The sequence below is a fragment of the Paenibacillus sambharensis genome (genome assembly GCF_003233845.1).
GTDB lineage: Bacteria > Bacillota > Bacilli > Paenibacillales > Paenibacillaceae > Paenibacillus_I > Paenibacillus_I sambharensis.
Genome location: NZ_QKRB01000036.1, coordinates 46109 through 63284, shown reverse-complemented (window position 1 = coordinate 63284; position 17176 = coordinate 46109). Strand labels below are relative to the sequence as shown.

At 54.6% G+C, this 17176-nt stretch carries 16 protein-coding genes; 13 read left to right on the top strand and 3 right to left on the bottom strand.

The annotated features are described in order from the left end of the window. On the top strand, positions 1–252 hold the full coding sequence (locus DNH61_RS05750; RefSeq protein ID WP_111145715.1) for a helix-turn-helix domain-containing protein: 252 nt from the start codon (positions 1–3) through the stop codon (positions 250–252). 126 nt (positions 253–378) lie between these two features. On the opposite strand, the gene DNH61_RS05745 is transcribed toward DNH61_RS05750, so the two are convergent. After that, complete coding sequence (locus tag DNH61_RS05745; RefSeq protein ID WP_111145714.1) at positions 379–1884, bottom strand: ABC transporter substrate-binding protein; 1506 nt, start codon at positions 1882–1884, stop codon at positions 379–381. A gap of 261 nt (positions 1885–2145) precedes the next feature. Between DNH61_RS05745 and DNH61_RS05740 the strand changes: the two genes are divergently transcribed. Next, entirely contained in the window at positions 2146–4323 is a 2178-nt protein-coding gene (locus DNH61_RS05740) for an anthranilate synthase component I (protein ID WP_111145713.1), read from the top strand. Between the two features lie 417 nt (positions 4324–4740). On the opposite strand, the gene DNH61_RS05730 is transcribed toward DNH61_RS05740, so the two are convergent. Continuing rightward, positions 4741–5196, bottom strand: coding sequence for a hypothetical protein (locus DNH61_RS05730; protein ID WP_111145711.1), 456 nt, complete (start codon positions 5194–5196; stop codon positions 4741–4743). Positions 5197–5366: 170 nt separating this feature from the next. On the opposite strand from DNH61_RS05730, the gene pabB reads away from it, so the two are divergent. From pabB to DNH61_RS05715, 4 genes are all read left to right on the top strand, one after another. After that, positions 5367–7697: an aminodeoxychorismate synthase component I gene (pabB, locus tag DNH61_RS05725; RefSeq protein ID WP_111145710.1), complete on the top strand. Its 2331-nt coding sequence runs from the start codon at positions 5367–5369 to the stop codon at positions 7695–7697. Then, a complete protein-coding gene (locus DNH61_RS26245) occupies positions 7694–7846 on the top strand; it encodes a hypothetical protein (RefSeq protein WP_181438593.1) in 153 nt (50 codons plus the stop codon). The genes pabB and DNH61_RS26245 overlap by 4 nt, the downstream gene beginning before the upstream one ends. 13 nt (positions 7847–7859) lie before the next feature. Then, complete coding sequence (locus tag DNH61_RS05720) at positions 7860–8249, top strand: RrF2 family transcriptional regulator (RefSeq protein WP_111145709.1); 390 nt, start codon at positions 7860–7862, stop codon at positions 8247–8249. Between the two features lie 104 nt (positions 8250–8353). Further along, on the top strand, positions 8354–9268 hold the full coding sequence (locus DNH61_RS05715) for an NAD(P)/FAD-dependent oxidoreductase (RefSeq protein ID WP_111145708.1): 915 nt from the start codon (positions 8354–8356) through the stop codon (positions 9266–9268). A gap of 48 nt (positions 9269–9316) precedes the next feature. On the opposite strand, the gene DNH61_RS05710 is transcribed toward DNH61_RS05715, so the two are convergent. After that, positions 9317–9811, bottom strand: coding sequence for an arsinothricin resistance N-acetyltransferase ArsN1 family A (locus DNH61_RS05710; protein WP_111145707.1), 495 nt, complete (start codon positions 9809–9811; stop codon positions 9317–9319). Between the two features lie 438 nt (positions 9812–10249). Between DNH61_RS05710 and DNH61_RS05705 the strand changes: the two genes are divergently transcribed. From DNH61_RS05705 to DNH61_RS05675, 7 genes are all read left to right on the top strand, one after another. Then, on the top strand, positions 10250–10552 hold the full coding sequence (locus tag DNH61_RS05705; protein ID WP_181438592.1) for a carboxymuconolactone decarboxylase family protein: 303 nt from the start codon (positions 10250–10252) through the stop codon (positions 10550–10552). 11 nt (positions 10553–10563) lie between these two features. Next, the gene (locus DNH61_RS05700) at positions 10564–11865 is read left to right on the top strand and encodes an ATP-grasp domain-containing protein (RefSeq protein WP_181438591.1); all 1302 of its coding nucleotides are present in this window, start codon (positions 10564–10566) and stop codon (positions 11863–11865) included. Continuing rightward, the gene (locus tag DNH61_RS05695; RefSeq protein WP_111145704.1) at positions 11865–13085 is read left to right on the top strand and encodes an MFS transporter; all 1221 of its coding nucleotides are present in this window, start codon (positions 11865–11867) and stop codon (positions 13083–13085) included. Before DNH61_RS05700 ends, DNH61_RS05695 begins: the two co-directional genes overlap by 1 nt. Continuing rightward, on the top strand, positions 13078–13896 hold the full coding sequence (gene arsM, locus DNH61_RS05690; RefSeq protein WP_111145703.1) for a putative arsinothricin biosynthesis methyltransferase ArsM: 819 nt from the start codon (positions 13078–13080) through the stop codon (positions 13894–13896). Before DNH61_RS05695 ends, arsM begins: the two co-directional genes overlap by 8 nt. A 111-nt stretch (positions 13897–14007) precedes the next feature. Next, positions 14008–15285 carry an arsinothricin biosynthesis radical SAM protein ArsL gene (gene arsL / locus DNH61_RS05685; protein ID WP_111145702.1) on the top strand — a complete coding sequence of 426 codons (1278 nt, stop codon included), beginning with the start codon at positions 14008–14010 and terminating at the stop codon, positions 15283–15285. A 12-nt stretch (positions 15286–15297) separates the two neighbouring features. Further along, positions 15298–16014 (top strand): MIP/aquaporin family protein, encoded by a 717-nt coding sequence (locus tag DNH61_RS05680; RefSeq protein ID WP_181438590.1) that lies wholly within the window; start codon positions 15298–15300, stop codon positions 16012–16014. Positions 16015–16049: 35 nt separating this feature from the next. Further along, entirely contained in the window at positions 16050–17165 is a 1116-nt protein-coding gene (locus tag DNH61_RS05675; RefSeq protein WP_111145701.1) for a GTP-binding protein, read from the top strand. The last annotated feature ends 11 nt before the right edge of the window (positions 17166–17176 follow it).

The window sequence follows — 17176 nt, the reverse complement described above, 5'->3', positions numbered from 1 at the left end:
ATGGAGAAGGAACTTTATGAACTGGTAAAGCTGGCACAGGCCGGTGATGAAGAGGCAATGCAGGACATCATAACGATGCTGCTGCCCGCAATCCGGGCGGCGAGGAAGTCTATGAAGCCTGACCACCAGGACGATCTGGAACAGAATCTTATCGAGCTGATTATCCGCAAGGTACAGGATTACGACCTGTCGGGCATACCGGACTACACGGCATTCAGCCGCAATTTTATGGACACGCAGGAGGGGAAATAGATAAATGGAAGATCTGGCATCAGTCAATAGCAACGCTGCCTTGGGGCAGCAAACGCACAAAGGACGGGCCGAAGCGGCCCGCCCTTTTTTTTCTTGCTTTTTATCTAAATCTGCTTAATTGGTATTCTATTCTGCCGCTTCTGCTGGGGTTCCCTCTTGGGCAGCAGCATCCGTGCTTCCGGCTTCAGCTCCGTCGCCCGCGCCGGCTCCGTCGCCCGCGCCGGCTTCGCCGCCTGCTTCCTTATCCGCATCCACGGCACCGGCTTCTTCCTTCTGCTTGGCCTCAAGCATCAATTTATCGAGCTTGGTCTGGAGAGTCTCCAGCGCTTCGCTTACGGTCTTGCTGCCATCCTCGGCGGCTTTCATCTCATCGTTGGACAGCTGATAGAACTGACTCATAAACATCTCAGGCAGTTTTTGGTAGTCCCGGTACATCTGTGGCTGAGCCGGCTTCAAGGCATAGAAGGCAGCGAGATTCCGGCCCTCATCATCCTTGATATATTTCGTGCGGATCGGGAAATTGCCGGAATTGGCCTTGGAAGCGACATGAGCATATTCATCGCTGTGAATGTACTTGATGAAATCCCATGCTGCATCCCGGTTTTCAGCGCTTGCATGAATAGCGAAGATATTGTGGAAGTTTACATACGTCGATGTATCAGGTGATTGCGGGTTAACAGGCACCGTGACAAGATCCCAGTTGGCTACCGCCTTGTCCTTCAGGTTGTCGGACGCCTGCTTAAGCTCGTTAAGCATGTAAGTGCCCTCCAGCATCATGGCGACCCGGCCGCTGATGAATGGATCCCTCATGAGATAATCTTCATAGGTATTGAAGCTGCCATTCATGTCATTCGGATCCTCGCTATACAGAGTGCCCGATTTGATTGCCATTAGCGCAGTCTCAAAGATCGACTTCCAGGAGTCCGTGTTGATCGTCACTTGGAGGCTGTTGGTATCAACGAAATTTAGATCGCTGGCCATGCCTATTGTGCTTCCAAGCTCATACAGGCTGGTCTGATAGCCTGCCTTAAGGCCGTAAATCCGGTCTTTCCCAGAACCGTCTGAAGGGAAGAGGGAAGCCAGATGAAGCAGCTCCTCCCAAGTCATCTTGTCCTTGGGGTATTCAATGTTATAACGGTCGAACAAGTCCTTATTGTAGTAGATCGCCTGGCTGTAGAATTCAGGGGTCAAGCCGTACAAGCTTCCGTTCCCCTTCTCCTTCAAATACTCAATGACACCTGGCAGAATGCCTTCCACATCAAATTTATCCTTCTCAATGTATGGATCGAGTTCGACCAGCTTCCCGTCCGCCGCCATCTTCTCGTATTGGTTGACATCCAGCATGACGACATCCGGCTTCTGTTCCTCGATGTAATCCAACATCATTTTCTCATAGTCCTGGCCTTCTTCCGGGCGGACACTTTGCGTGGAGATGACTTCAATATCGACATTAGGATGAAGGGCGGTGAACAGCATGCCGTACTGCTGGTAGAAGGAACGCTCGTCGTAGTGCATGACTTTGAGTGACGAGGCTTCCTCGGCCTTATTGCTGTCGGCGTTGCTGGCACAGCCGGCCAGAATGCCAGTTGTTAAGACAAGGGGTAAGAATAGCTTGCGAAATCGTTGAATCAAAAGAATTTCCTCCTTAGAGACTTTATAGGTATGTAGTTTAGACGACAATGGTTGGAAAAAAGATGCAGCGTTTCTTGAAAATATTCCTTCACATGATTGAGAAGACTGATCTATGTGTGGTTGAATATGGTAAAATCACCTCCTGTTAGAAGTATAATAACATAAATGGATGGGGCATGCCGCTGCTTGTCAAGATTGAAGGGGGCAGGTTACAATCGTGAGGAAGGTCGATTACGCTAATGAAAGTGAGAGTGAGCTGAGATGAGCAGAGACGGGAATGAAGTGAAATACCAGACGAGCGGAGCGTTGTGGATAACGAGAAGTGTGACGGAGCTGAAGGGCGGAGAGGTTCAGGAGCTGCTGATCCCACAGCTGGATAACCAGCTCGGAGCGGTGTTTACGAGCAGCTATGAATATCCGGGCCGCTATACACGATGGGAGTTTGGATTCGTGAATCCGCCGCTGCGCTTGTCATCACGCGGGATGTCGTTCCGCATGGAGGCGCTGAACAGCAGAGGTGAGGTTCTTCTTGCCGCTGTCAGAGGCATGCTAAGCGAGCTTCCGGCGGTAACAGACCTGGCGTGCACAGAGGGAGTAATAACCGGGAATCTTGTGCCTTCAGTAGAGTTCTTCGCGGAAGAGGACCGCAGCAAGCAGAACTCGGTGTTCACGATTATCCGGGCGGTGAAGAATTACTTCTACCATCCCGAGGATGAGGTGCTCGGATTATACGGCGCATTCAGCTATGACCTGGTGTTTCAGTTCGAGAAGGTGGAGCTGCAGCATGACAGGCCTGATAACTACGAGGATTTAGTGTTGTATCTGCCTGATGAGATCTATGTAACGGATCACCAGCTGCAGAAGACACTTCGATATGAATATGAGTTTCAGCATGATACAGGGAATACAGCGGGGCTGCCGCGGACCGGGCGGAAGTCGGCGCCGACATCCGGCAGGGAAGTGACTGCGCCAAGCGATCATGAGCCGGGGGCTTATGCAGAGCTTGTGCGGAAGGCGATTCAGGAATTTGCGGTCGGCAATATGTTCGAGGTGGTGCCCGGACAGACCTTCTACGAGCCGTGCAGCGAGCTGCCATCCGTCCTGTTTAAGAGGCTGAGCCGCCGAAACCCCAGCCCCTATGGTTTTCTCATTAATCTGGGCCAAGGCGAGTATCTGATTGGAGCTTCTCCGGAGATGTATGTCCGGGTCGAGGGGCGGCGCATCGAAACCTGCCCGATCTCAGGCACGATCCCGAGAGGCCGGACGGCTATTGAGGATGCCGAGCAGATCAAGCTTCTGATGAATTCCGAGAAAGACGAATCCGAGCTGACGATGTGTACGGATGTGGACCGCAATGACAAGTCCCGGATCTGTGTGCCGGGCTCGGTAAGGGTTATCGGACGCAGGCAGATCGAGCTGTATTCCCGGTTAATTCACACGGTCGACCATGTCGAGGGTCAGCTCCGGGAAGGATACGATGCGCTGGATGCATTCCTGACCCATATGTGGGCGGTCACGGTTACCGGCGCTCCGAAGCGTGCGGCGATTACCTTCATCGAGCACAATGAACGGTCGCCCCGCAAATGGTATGGAGGAGCCGTGGGTTTCTACGGTTTTAACGGCAGCTTGAATACCGGCCTAACGCTGCGGACAATCCGCCTCGAGGGCGGGGTTGCCGAGGTGCGGGCGGGTGCAACGCTGCTCTATGACTCTGACCCGGATGCCGAGGAGCGGGAAACACAGCTGAAGGCCTCTGCCATGCGTGATGCCATCCTGAAGCCGGATACGGCGGTGGGGGAAATTCAGCATGCCAAGGAAGAGAGTGGACGCATACGGGTGCTGCTCGTCGACCACGAGGATTCGTTCGTCCACACACTTGCTAATTATTTCCGTCAGGCAGGCGCTGAGGTGGTGACCCACCGCGCAGGCTTCCCGCAGTCCCTGATGGATACGATGAAGCCCGATCTTGTGGTTCTGTCACCGGGGCCGGGCAGACCAGCTGACTTTCAGCTTCAGATGACCATTGACGGCTGTCTGAGCCGGCAGCTTCCGGTATTTGGCGTCTGCCTGGGTCTGCAGGGAATCGTCGAATATTTCGGCGGGGAGCTGGAGGTGCTGGATTATCCGATGCACGGCAAGCGCTCAGTCATTCACCAGACGGCAGAGAACCGGGTATTCAAGGGCATCTCGCCGACCTTCGGGGTGGCGCGCTATCATTCGCTGTACGCGGCCAAGGAAGCCGTTCCCGAATGCCTTCAGGTAACCGGGGTTTCGGAGGATGGCGTCGTGATGGCTGTGGAGCACAAGGAGCTGCCGGTCTATGCCGTACAGTTCCATCCCGAGTCCATCCTGACGCTGGAGGAAGACCGCGGCCTGCAGATGATCCGCAACGTAGTGGAGCTCGTGGCTGAACGGAAGCAGAGAGCTTCGGCTGTGTAGATTCTTATAGAATGGAAACAGAACTGTCTCATTAAGGGTAATCCATCGTGGGACAGAAGGATATGGCGACGGTCGGCCGGTGGAATGTATTCCCGGTCCGGCCGTTTGCGCTTTCCGGGTTGGGTACGCAGGGCAAATGTGAGCAGCCCCCGCACCAACATAACGGAACATGTGCCACCAGGGCACTGACGCTGGAACTGTGGAACTGTGGAGCTGTGGAAGCTAAACGCAATAATTCGAAGCCTTCTGAATTGTAACGAATCTCAGCAGCGTTACTAGGGGATTTTCGGTGAAATTACTGGATTATTGGAGCAATAACGCTGCACAGTTTCGTTAGAGAATGAAATTGGCCGAAAATCGGCAAATAGCGATCATGAGATTCGTTAGAATATCATCGTAGACATTTCCCCTGGTCTGCTAAATGAATTCTGCCTTGGCATCTTCGTAAACAGGCGATTCATAGAGGACCAGATTTCCGAATTCCATTGGGGCCGGACTGTTTAATTGTGCTGCATAACTTGCTGAATATTGGGCGGCACGGGAGGCATCCATACTTCTCTGTCCTTCCGCAGCTACGCTATCTGCTCCCTGGCCGGCTTCAGACTGGCATTCATTGCCTCCCCTTTGATCCGTTACTGCTCCATCTTTTTTACTTAAGTAGATCAATTGCACCTCACATTCGCTCTCGTAAGATTGCAGTCTCACGACCCACTGACCTTCTTCGCTCCGAGTCGATGAGAGGTACCAATTGGTATCGCGACCCGGTAGTAATGACAAGGCTTTAGCTTCAGCTTGCTGTTCATCAAACTGATATTGGCAGGCACTTAGAATCGTGACCATGGCGAGAAGGATAAAGTATAACATCTTCTTCATGGCTCATTCCCCCTGTAAATAGTCAGACGGTAAGTAAGCACAATTAGTTACAGGAAAATTAGTTGGGAGGCTGTGGCGGGATCGCGACTGCGGCCTGCTTTTTCTGCTATAATCCGATTAATGCACCATCCTAAGACCAGAGTAGACAACAAAGGCGGTAGAAGGCAAGCGTGAAGACACTGCTTATCGACAACTATGATTCCTATACATTCAATCTGTATCAAATGCTGGCGGCCATTAACGGCAGGGAGCCGGTAGTCGTTCGCAACGACGCGCTCAGCTGGGAGCAGCTGCGCGAGTATGATTTTGATAACATCGTCATCTCTCCAGGGCCGGGAAGGCCGGAACGGGAGGATGATTTTGGCATATGCAGGCAGGCGATTCTGGAAGCGGAGGTTCCCGTGCTGGGCGTGTGTCTCGGGCATCAGGGCATTGGCAGCTTATACGGCGCGAAGGTGAAGCAGGCACCGGAGATTATGCACGGCCGTCTGAGTGAGCTTGTGCACAGTGCTGAAGCGTTATTCGACGGTATCCCGCAGCATAGCCGGGTTGTCCGCTACCACTCGCTGGTGGTGGAAGACCTGCCGGAGGAGCTGGAGGGAATCGCCTGGACGGCGGACGGGGTACTGATGGGGCTGCGCCACCGCAGCCGTCCGCTGTGGGGCGTTCAGTATCACCCGGAGTCGATCTGCACGCAGTTTGGCGAGCAGGTCCTGCGCAATTTCGGGCAGCTGACGCTTGCACATCAAGCAGAATACGGCCGGGGGCATCAGGACAGGAAGCCGCTTGAGCAGTTGAATCAGCTGTACTCCCCGCTTCCGGGCGGGAAGGAACAGCTGTCCTGGTCTTGGGCTGAGGCCCCCGGTCTTAACGGACAGAAGGCTGGGACACAGGTTGAGCCCAATGAGGCAGCTGAAGCGGCTGAAACGGCCGAAGCGAATGGAACGGCTGATGCGAGAGTTCTGCCGTCCGGATCACCCCGGACTTACGAAGTGCTGTTCCGCAAGCTGACGGAATTCCCGGACGCCGAGCTGCTGTACCGTCACTTCGCGAACGGCACAGATTACTCCTTCTGGCTGGACAGCAGCCGGACGGGCGAGGACATGGGGCGGTTCTCCTACATCAGCGCTGCAGGCGGCCCGTTAAGCCGGACCGTGAGCTATAGTGTGGCGGAACAGCTGGTAAAAGTGCGGCAGGGTGATAAGGTTGCTGCTTACCGGGAAAGTATCTATGACTATTTGGAGCGTGAGCTGGCGGAGTACTCCTGTTCGTCGCCGCTGCCGTTTGATTTTACAGGCGGCTTCGCGGGCTGCTTTGGTTATGAGCTGAAGGCCGAGAGCGGCGGCGACGCGGTGTATGCCTCTCCGCTGCCGGACGCGCTGTTCCTGTTCGCCGACCGGCTCTGCGTTATTGACCATGAAGAGCAGCTGCTGTATCTGGTGGCATTAACGGAGAGCAGCGAAGGAAGGGAAGCGGCGGAAGAATGGCTGCAGGAAACAGCCTGGGATGTGGCCAGGCTGGCTGCAGCAGGGACAGCGCCTGATGCTGCACAGGAGGACAGCAGCTATCCGGCAGATGTCCATTCCCCTGAAGATGACAGTCAGCCGGACAAGCCCATCCTGTTTCATCTTCACCGCTCCTACGAGCAGTATACAGCCGATATCGAACGGGCCAAGCAGCTGCTGCGTGAGGGAGAAACCTACGAAATCAACCTGACGAACGAGCTGAGTACGGAGGCTGTTAGCGATCCGCTGGCATTGTACTGCACGCTGCGGCATATTAATCCCGCTCCTTATTCAGCCTATATGCGCTTTGGCGGCATCCATGTGGTCTGCTCTTCTCCTGAGCGCTTCCTGACGATTGACCAGCAGGGCCGTGTGGAGGCGAAGCCGATTAAGGGTACGAGCCGGAGAGGAGCGACGAAGACCGAGGATGAAGAGCTCAGGGAGCAGCTGCGCGGCGACGAGAAGACCCGAGCGGAAAATCTCATGATAGTCGATCTGCTGCGCAATGATCTTGGCCTCGTCTGTGAAGTAGGCAGCGTGCATGTTCCGAAGCTGATGGATGTGGAGACCTACGAAACAGTGCACCAACTCGTGTCTACAGTAAGAGGACAGTTACGGCCGGATGTGTCGGCGGTAGGCTGCGTCCGCGCCGCTTTTCCCGGAGGATCGATGACCGGCGCGCCCAAGCTGCGTACAATGGCACTGATCGACCAGCTGGAGCAGCGTCCGCGCGGCCTCTATTCAGGGGCGATTGGCTTCCTTGGCGTTAACGGCTCAGCTGATTTGAACATCGTCATTCGTACCATTATCTGCACAGAGCAGGCGGCGACCATAGGAGTGGGCGGTGCCATCGTCATGCAGTCCGATCCTGAGCTGGAATATGACGAGATCCTGTTGAAGGCGAAGGCGCTGATCCAGGCGATCGTAACTGCCAAGTTCGGCAGGTACGGGAATGAGCTGTATGTAATAACAGGCGGCCGGGGAGACCGGGCGTGAGCGAACGTTCTTACGGCTGGCTGTTGGGGAAAATAAAGCAAGCAATCATGCAGGCAGCGGATTGCTTACTTTATTTTCAATGGCGGAATCGTGAAGGCTGCTTGCTTTATCCCTGTATTAAAGTTATTATGGATTCATTAAGTCTCTAATTAAGGTGATGCCATGAAATATTCACAAGCAACCGACTATGCGCTTCACGCCATGCTCCATCTGGTATCAGAAGCGCCCGATAAGCCTGTTAGCGTGCATTTGCTGGCAGAGAAGCTGGGTGTCTCACCAACCTATCTGTCCAAGATGCTGACCAAGCTGGTTAAGGCGGGGCTGATCCATTCCGTTCCCGGCGCCAACGGCGGGTATCGTCTCCGCCGCAGCCAGGAGGATATCTCATTCCTGGATATTATTCATGCGATCGAAGGCACAGCCTCCGTGTTCGAATGCAGTCTTAACCACGGCAGCGAGTGCCAAATTCAGCAGGTTGTCCTGGATGCGGAGCGGCAGATGGAGGAGTATCTCAGAAACAGGAAAATATCCGACATCACCAGGCCGTCATAAGCAAAGTGATGAACGGCCATTTTTTCACGCCTATTATAGATATAATGAGTCTGTTATATCTTTAATATATCATATCCGCTCTGGCGGAAGGAGGATGAACCATCATGGCAGAACAGTATGATTGCATCATAATAGGCGGCGGTCCGGCAGGACTGAACGCAGCACTGGTGCTGGGAAGGGCGAGAAGAAGCGTGCTGCTGATTGACAATAACCAGCCGCGCAACGCGGTTACCCATGCTTCCCACGGATTCCTTACCCGGGACGGCATTACGCCAGCAGAATTCCGCCGGGTCGCGTATGAGGAAATTTTGCGTTATCCTTCGGTACAGCACGAAACGCTTAAGGTGACAGGCATTCGCAAGATTACCGGCGGCTTCGAAGTTATAGCGGATAGCAGAAGCGGTGAACCTGTCCAGTCCCGCAAGCTGCTGCTCGCAACCGGCTTGAAGGAAATTTATCCGGATATTCCGGGGCTGAAGGAGCTGTACGGCAGAAGCTTGTTCCACTGTCCGTACTGTGACGGATGGGAGCTGCGGGACCAGCCGCTGATTGTGGCGGGGGATCATCCGAGGATATTCCATCTGGCCAAGCTGCTCTATGGCTGGAGTCAGGATCTTATCGTCTGTACTAACGGACAGCGTATCCTGTCGGATGAACAGAAGCAGCTGTTGTCTTCCCGTAATATTCAGATAACGGAGCAGGCGGTGGCAGCGTTCCATGGGCAGGAAGGCAAGCTTCGGGAGGTCGAATTCTCAGATGGTTCACGGGTCAGCAGGTCGGGAGGATTCATTATCCCGCAGTGGGTTCCGCATGCCGCATTCCAGGAGGCGCTTGGTTATGAAGTAACTGAGGATGGCGGAGTCTTGACGGATGCAGCCGGCAAGAGCTCTGTGCCGGGCCTGTTCGCAGCGGGCGAGGCGGCTTCCGGTGCGCCGTCCCAGCTGATTTTGGCCGCAGGGGCAGGCAGTATAGCGGCAGTCAGTATGAACACGGAATTAATGGAAGAGGCGTTCAGCTGAGAGGTTTTGACGGAAAGCTGTGCTTGTAAGGATGTTATGGAGAGGCTGCTACAGCAGCTTCTCCATAATCATGACATCAATGTACCGGCCATCCATGCGGCCCTGCTTCTCGAATACGCCCACCTCGCGGTATCCGCTCTTCCTATACAGGCCTTGCCCGCCAGCGTTGAATGGGAAGGTGAACAGCACGATCTTGTAAAAGTGGTTATTCCGAGCAGCTTCCTCCAGCGCAGGCAGCAGCAGGCTGCCGATGCCTTGGCCGCGGTAAGCGCGGTCTACATAGACCGACAAATCTGCCACGCCGTCATAGGCGCAGCGGTGCGAATAGCGGTTGAGCGCCGCCCAGCCGGCGATTTCCCCTTGATGTTCGGCGACCAAAGCCGTGTAACGCCCTTGGTGTTCCTGCAGCCAGTTATCGATGTATGTCCGATCCTTCTGCTCTGTCTCCAGCGTGGCAATCCGGTCTTCAATCCCCTGATTATAAATGTCCAATACACGGTCCAAATCATGTTCGTGAACCTGTCTGACTGTCTGCTTCCCCATTCCAATTCCCCCAATAATGACCAGCAAATTGATTCTCACATTCTAGCATAGCGGATAAATTCCCTCAATGTGATACAACCTCGCTCAGAAGGAAAAAACCTTGGTAACAGCTTAAATAATTTAGTTGATTTTTGCAAATAAAATATTTATACTGGAGGAAATTTATAGGAGCCGCCTGGCTCTTCTTCTCAAACGGTTAATAGGCATGTGATACACCTGAAACTGTCAGTGTATTTCGCGCCAATCTACACTAATCTACATAATTCCCCTCTTGCGTTTCATTTGCAATCTCACAACCTTACACCCCGTGATATATTTGCAATAATCAAGTTTTATTGAGTGTTGGTATCACACTGCATCCGCTTTGCTTCAATGGCGGCGGATCAGGTTGATATATATCATTTCATATTCATTCATATTCAGGAGGTGGAGGAAAGGATGATTCAGCTGCTGCCTGATCTGGAAAAGAAATTTGAAGCTTTCGCTGAGGAGGCATTCCAGGCTAAGCATCTATCAGACAGGGACAAGGCGCTTGTAGCTTTAACCGTATCCATGCTTACAGCCGGTGATGAGGCGCTGCGAAAGGCCGTCGTAACCGCCAAGCAGTCGATGATGACCAATGAGGAGATCGGGCAGGTAGCAGGCATAATAGCCGCAGTTCAGATCACGCGCCTGACTGGCGGAGAAGCAGCCGGCAGCAGGGACTTGAAGCCGGCGGCCCAGCCGGAATGCTGCCGGTAGGAGGAAAGCAGATGAATAAAGGCGAGTGGGTCGTAGTAGTCGGCAGACGGGATCAGGTTGAGGAAATCGATTTTATCCAGAAGCTTGGTTACAAGGTTGTGCTTCTTAATACGGTGATCTCGATGGAGGATGCCTTGAATGCTGATTTGCCTGTTGAGGTGGATTTGAATGATGAAGCGGCGGTGCTCCGCAAGGTTTCCGAGCTTGCAGGTCGCTGCCGGATTGGAGCCGTCTATACCTGCAACGAGTACCGCTTGATTCTGGGGGCCAAGATAGCGGAGGCGCTGAAGCTGCCTCATGTCCTGAGTGTCGAAGCGGCAAGTAACTGCAGAAGCAAGGCGAGGACAAGGGCTCTGCTTAGAGAGCACAATGTGAATCCGGTAGCCTTCAAGCTGGTTCGGACGCCGGCTGAAGCGCTGCAGGCGCTAGCCAGGAGTGAAATAAGCCTGCCTGCGATTGTAAAGCCATCCAACGATGCGGGCAGCCATATGGTAAGCAGGTGTGAAACGCTTGAGGAGGTATGGCAGGCTGTTGAAGCCATCCGAAGCTCCGGCGCCAACTGGGTTGGACAGCCGCTCGAAGCCGATATCCTGCTCGAGGAATTCGTAGACGGACCGGAGTACAGTGTGGAATGCTGCACTGTGAACGGAATCACAACGGTTATCGCCATCACGGCGAAGGAAACAGCGGGCATGATCGAGACGGGGCATTTGGTGCCGGCACCGCTGGCGGCAGAGGAACAGAAGGCTGTTGAAGCAATAGTTATTCAGGCCTTAAAGGTGCTGGGGGTGGATTACATTGTATCCCATACCGAAGTCAAGCTGTCAGCTGCCGGACCGAAGATCATTGAAGTGAATGCCCGCATGGGAGGGGACCAGATTCATCGTCTTGTCGAGGCAGTGACCGGCTATGATCTGCGCAAGCTGGCCTTTCACATTGCTGCTGGCGGCACACTGGATGATGCGCCCCGCAATCTGCCTATCGCAACATCAGCTCAAATCGCTTTCCTGCTGGCCGGGCAAAGCGGAATCGTTCGGCTTCAGAGGGAAGCTGTCGGCAGCATCGAAGGGGTGCAGGAGCTGAAGCTGCTCGTGGAGGATGGGCAGCGTGTGTTGGCCTCGCACAGCAATTACAACCGGCTTGGGTATGTGATCGCCTATGGTTCGAAGGACAAGCATGCATCTGACCATGTACGGGCGGCAATCGACGCGCTGCAGCTGACAATTGATGCCTGGCAGCAGCCGCAGGACGGCGGACAGGCGGAGCCCATCGGGAAGCAGCCGGCTGTGTCCTGCTGCAAGCCGGGGGCGTGATGAAGCGGCAGATCATTCTGCTCTGCCTGTCCGTATTCATTCTAGTGGCAGGCACGGGCATCGTCGCGCCGCTGCTCGCCCCTTATGCGAAGGATTTGGGAGCCACCGGCCTGTGGGTCGGCATGCTCTACAGCGGCTTCTATGTCGTCCGTCTTCTGATTGGTACGCCAATCGGCAGATTGGCAGATGCCAAGGGCCCCAAGGCGATCCTGACATACAGCCTCATTCTGTACCCGTTTATTGCTCTAAGCTACGGACTGGCGGGAAGCATTGCCGGCTTGCTCGGAGCCCGTCTCCTGCACGGTGTGGCTTCCGCCATGATGCTTCCGATGGCGATGGCCTATATGGGCGAGATCAGCGCAGCTGGTAAGGAAGGCAAGTATATGGGCCTCTATAACACGTCCATATTTGTGGCCAATGGGGTGGGGCCGCTCCTTGGCGGAACGATTGCCGAGCACTATGGAACGCAGACTGCTTTCTTCTCCCTGCTTGTGTTGGCTCTGGCGGCACTGGCTATCGTTGCCTTCCTGCCTTCCTCGCGAACTAGCAGACCGGAAGGCGAGGAGCAGGGAGTGAACCAGGAAGAGCCGGCAGTGGCGGCTAGCCGGCCGGTATCGCCCTGGCGTCATTCAGGCATTCTGGCGCTTGCTTCTATTAATGTTGTCGTAGCCGTCCTGTCGATGTTCATGGTGTCCTTCTTCACCCTCTATGCGGCGAGCCGCGGTTTGAATGCTGCTGCGATCGGGTTCCTCATTGCCCTTAACAACATCATCATAGGCGCGACCCAGGTGCCGCTCGGCTGGGTGGTGGACCGGTACGATAAGGTCAGGCTGGTCGTTATTTCCTCGATTCTCACGATCATCCTGCTGACCCTGTTTCCGTCGGCCTACGCGCTGTGGAGCATTTCGCTGCTGATGGTGGGCACCGGCCTGACTTCTGCGGTTACGCTGGCCTCATCATCTGCAATGGCAGCGGTTCTCGGCCGGCAGGCAGGCATGGGGTCGACGATGGGCTTTCTAGGATCGGCGACAAGTCTGGGGATGGTTGTAGGCCCGCTTGCCTCAGGGTTTCTAATGGACAGCTTTCACATTGACACCACCTTTTATTTCTCGGGACTAATGTGGGCAGCGGGAACAGCCGTGTTCTGTATCTGCTGGGCCGCTCACAGCCGTTCCGCCAAAATCCAGGCCATTACGGAAGGGGAAATGACGAATGTCTAATCAGGAAACAGTAGCGGCAGCCTGCTGCTCGGAGCCTCCAACGGAGCTTGAGCCCGCTGTTCAGGCGATTAAGGACTTTTACAACTCGGTAGCAGAGGGAGAAGGGAGCTATGCAGCGGGAACGGACAAGTTTTCGCCTTCGGGGCCGACTGAGCGGATCAAGGAGCTTGTGCTGGGCTCGCAGAAGCAGCGGATTCTGGATATTGGCTGCGGCATGGGAACGACGCTTCTGTCTCTCGCAAATTCCTACACGTTCGGGCAGCAGTTTATCGGAATTGACTTCAGCGAGAAGATGATTGACCGGGCAAGAGAGAGAAGCAGGGAGCTGAGCAGTGCTTACAGGGGAAAGACGGGCTTCTTCGTGGCCGATGTGCAGGCCCTGCCCTACATGGACGGACAGTTTGATTTTATTTACAGCGAATGCGTGCTCAATCTGGTGCCCGACCGGGTCAAGGCTATTGGTGAAATCAGCCGGCTTCTCGAGCCGAAAGGCATTTTCGTCTACACAGACTTTGTCTCCTATGCCCCGGTTCCGGATACGATTCGCGGCGACCTGAGCCTCGTCAGCGGCTGCCGGGCGGGCAGCATTCCGCTTAGCGAGAATATTGCACAGCTGGAGAATGCTGGGTTTACGGACATTGAGATTGTCAATTTTACAGAGGACAAGAACAAGCGGTATGCGGAGCTAATGGCCTCGAGTGAGGAGTACAAGGCTGATTACCTGAGCTTTCAGGATACGCATCCGGAGGCGTTCGCGTTCCTGGAGGAGAAGGTTGGCTACTATCTCATCAAAGCTATGAAGAGTGAGTAAAGGTCCGCAAGCCTCGCACTAATGCTTTTGTTCCAAGAGTGCCCGTAACCTGCACTTAGGACACTTGATGCGGATAACAGTGCGCCAGTATATGAGCTGAGGAGGAAAGCTATGAGGATACTTCTGGTTTCCAATTTCGAAGGCGGGTTTCAGCCCATTACGGTCGCTACGGCTCTCAGTGCGCTGCTTCAGGAAGACGGGATGCAGGTTGAGGTGCTGGATACGTATGTGGAGGGTGTACAGGAATCCCGTTTTGCAGAGCAAGATCTGATTGCCGTCTCAATCCCTCTCTTTGATGCCGTTCAGGCGGCAGCCGAGGTGACGAAGATCATTCGCCGCGTCAATCCGCAGGCGCATATTACCTTCTTCGGGCAGCATGCCACGATCAATGCCAGCCGTCTGGCTGGAACGTACAGCGATTCCTGCATATGCGGGGAGTGGGAGCAGCCGCTCGTGCAGCTTGCCCGCTATCTGAACGGGGACGAGGACTGCAGCCTGGAGGGCATTCTGACGGGGAGCGGTGCCCGGGAGGGGCAGGTGGTTCATCCTTATATGAGCCGGAATCATTTTACCGTACCAGCACGCCATATGCTCCCTCCGCTGCATAAGTACCCGCAGAAGCAGATTAACAAGCTGCTGGGCTCCGATCAGGTAGTCGGCTCGACCGAAATTGCCCGGGGCTGCCATCACAAATGCTTGTACTGCTCGGTGTATGCGGCTTACGACGGCAAGGTGCTGCTGGTACCGGATCATGTGGTGCTTGAGGACGTACGCAGCCTCATGGCTGGCGGAATGACCCATCTGACGTTCATCGATGCGGATTTCTTTAATGCCAAATATCATGGAATCAAGCTGCTTCGGCAGATTCATCAGGAATTTCCGCAGCTGACCTTCGATTTCACAACCCGTGTCGATCATGTTCTGGAAAATAAGGAGGCACTGGCGGAAATGAAGCAGCTGGGCCTCAAGTTTATCACCTCGGCGCTTGAATTCCCTTCCGAGCTCGTGCTCGATGCCGTCGCCAAAGAAACCTCTGTGTCTGATATTGAACAGGCCGTGCAATTCCTGCGGGACACTGACATTATGCTGAACCCTACCTTCATTATGTTCAATCCATGGACCAATATCGATGATCTGACCTCCTTCCGCACCTTCGTCGAAGACAACCAGTTAAGTGATATTATCGACCCTATCCAGTATGAAACAAGGCTCTATCTGTACAAGGGCTCCCCGCTGCTGCGGCAGCCTTCCATCCAGTCGCTTGACCTCACCGAACACGAATTCCACTACGAGTGGAAGCATCCGGACCCGGAAATTGACGAGTTGTTTGCCGAAATCGTGACCGTCCCGGAAGACGGCATATTCAAACGCTGCTGTCTAAAATGCTAAGGGGGGACGGCGATGGGTGCTACCGAACTGAAGCGTGAGCTTCCTCTCCTCGTCTATGAAGCAGAACCTGGCAGGGAGCCGCTGTCCATACTGCGCAAGAAGTGGATTGCTGAGTTCATCGGCAGCTATTTCCTTGTATTCGCGGGGACGGGAGCTGTTATTGTGAACACGTTGACAAGCAGCCTGACGCATATCGGGGTGGCAATTACGTTCGGACTTGTTGTTATGGCGCTTATTTACGCATTCGGACATGTCTCGGGCGCCCATTTCAATCCGGCTGTCACGCTGGCGTTTCTGTTTCTCCGGCAGATAGATGCCCGGACTGCGCTGAGCTTTGTGGTGACCCAGTGTCTGGGAGCCGTGGCGGCAAGCTTGACGCTGCTGTATATGTTCGGGCATGTAGGGAGCCTGGGTGCAACCATGCCTGCGGGCAGCTGGCAGCAGAGCGCCGTGATGGAGTTCATTCTCACTTTCGCACTAATGCTCGTTATTCTCGCATCGGCGGTCCACGCCAAGGCCAGCAAATCATTTGCGGGCATTGCAATTGGCGGTACGGTAGCACTCGAGGCGATGTTTGCGGGACCAGTCAGCGGGGCGTCGATGAACCCGGCCCGCTCACTTGGGCCGGCGCTCGTGTCAGGGAGTCTTAGCTACCTGTGGCTGTATATCGTATGTACGACGGCGGGGGCGATTGTTGCGGCGTATGTCTATAACCTGCTGCATGAGTAAGGGAAGCAATTTACTATGACTGGGAGGGAAATGATATGAAGAATGTGCAAATGGCGCTGCTTGGCGGTTTTCTTGGCGCGGGTAAGACGACAACCATGATCCGGACGGCTGAAGTCCTGCAATCCCGGGGACTGCAGGTAGCTATCATTACGAATGATCAGGGGAAAGAGCTGATTGATACGGAGCTGTCACGGAAGAGCGGTCTGAACACCCGGGAAGTGACAGGCGGATGCTTCTGCTGCCGCTTTGAGGAGCTGTACGACCATTTGCACGCGCTGGCTGAGCATGAACGGCCGGATGTTATTATTTGTGAAGCAGTAGGCAGCTGTACGGATCTGGCCGCAACGGTCATTCAACCGCTGAAGCGCTACTATGCCGATGAATTTACAACGGTGCCGCTAACGGTTGTTGTAGACCCGGCAAGACTGCTGCTGGAGCTGGACGGGAAGCGCGATACGCCGCTCTTCTCACAGTCTGTCAGCTACATCTTTGAGAAGCAGCTCGCTGAAGCGGATATCATCGCACTCAACAAGCTGGACCAGTATTCATCAGAGGAGATGGTACGGCTCGGCAATTATTTGACCAAGCGCTATCCGAATGCGGTGATTCAGCCGATATCGGCAGGCCGGGGCGATAATCTGGACAAGCTGATCCACTTATGGAGCAGCCTGGAGACCGGTGGCTCCAATATTCTTGAAATCGACTATGATCAGTATGCCGAGGGTGAAGCCCAGCTGGCCTGGATGAATCTGATGGGGGACCTGCAGCGGAATGATGGCCAGCCGCTGGACCCCGAGGAGTGGACGGCAAGGTTTCTGGACAGGCTGAACAGTCACTTTGTAAGGGAGAAGATGGCTGTGGCGCATCTCAAGGTTCACGCTGGCAATGACACGGGCTTTGTGAAGGCGAGTGTTGTCCAGACAGGTGTGGCGCCGGTATTTACAAGAGATGCCGGGCTTGTGCCTGGAGACGGGTACCGGGTTGTTCTCAATATTCGAATCGAAGCGTCTCCGGCACTGCTGGATCTGGCAGTAGCGGATGCGATTGCATCGGTGAACCATGACATGTCAACGGGGTGGCTGCAAACCTATCATGAATGCTTCAGTCCTCTTCCGCCACAGCCGACACACCGCTTGAAAATCACCTCATAGGAGGGCGGAAT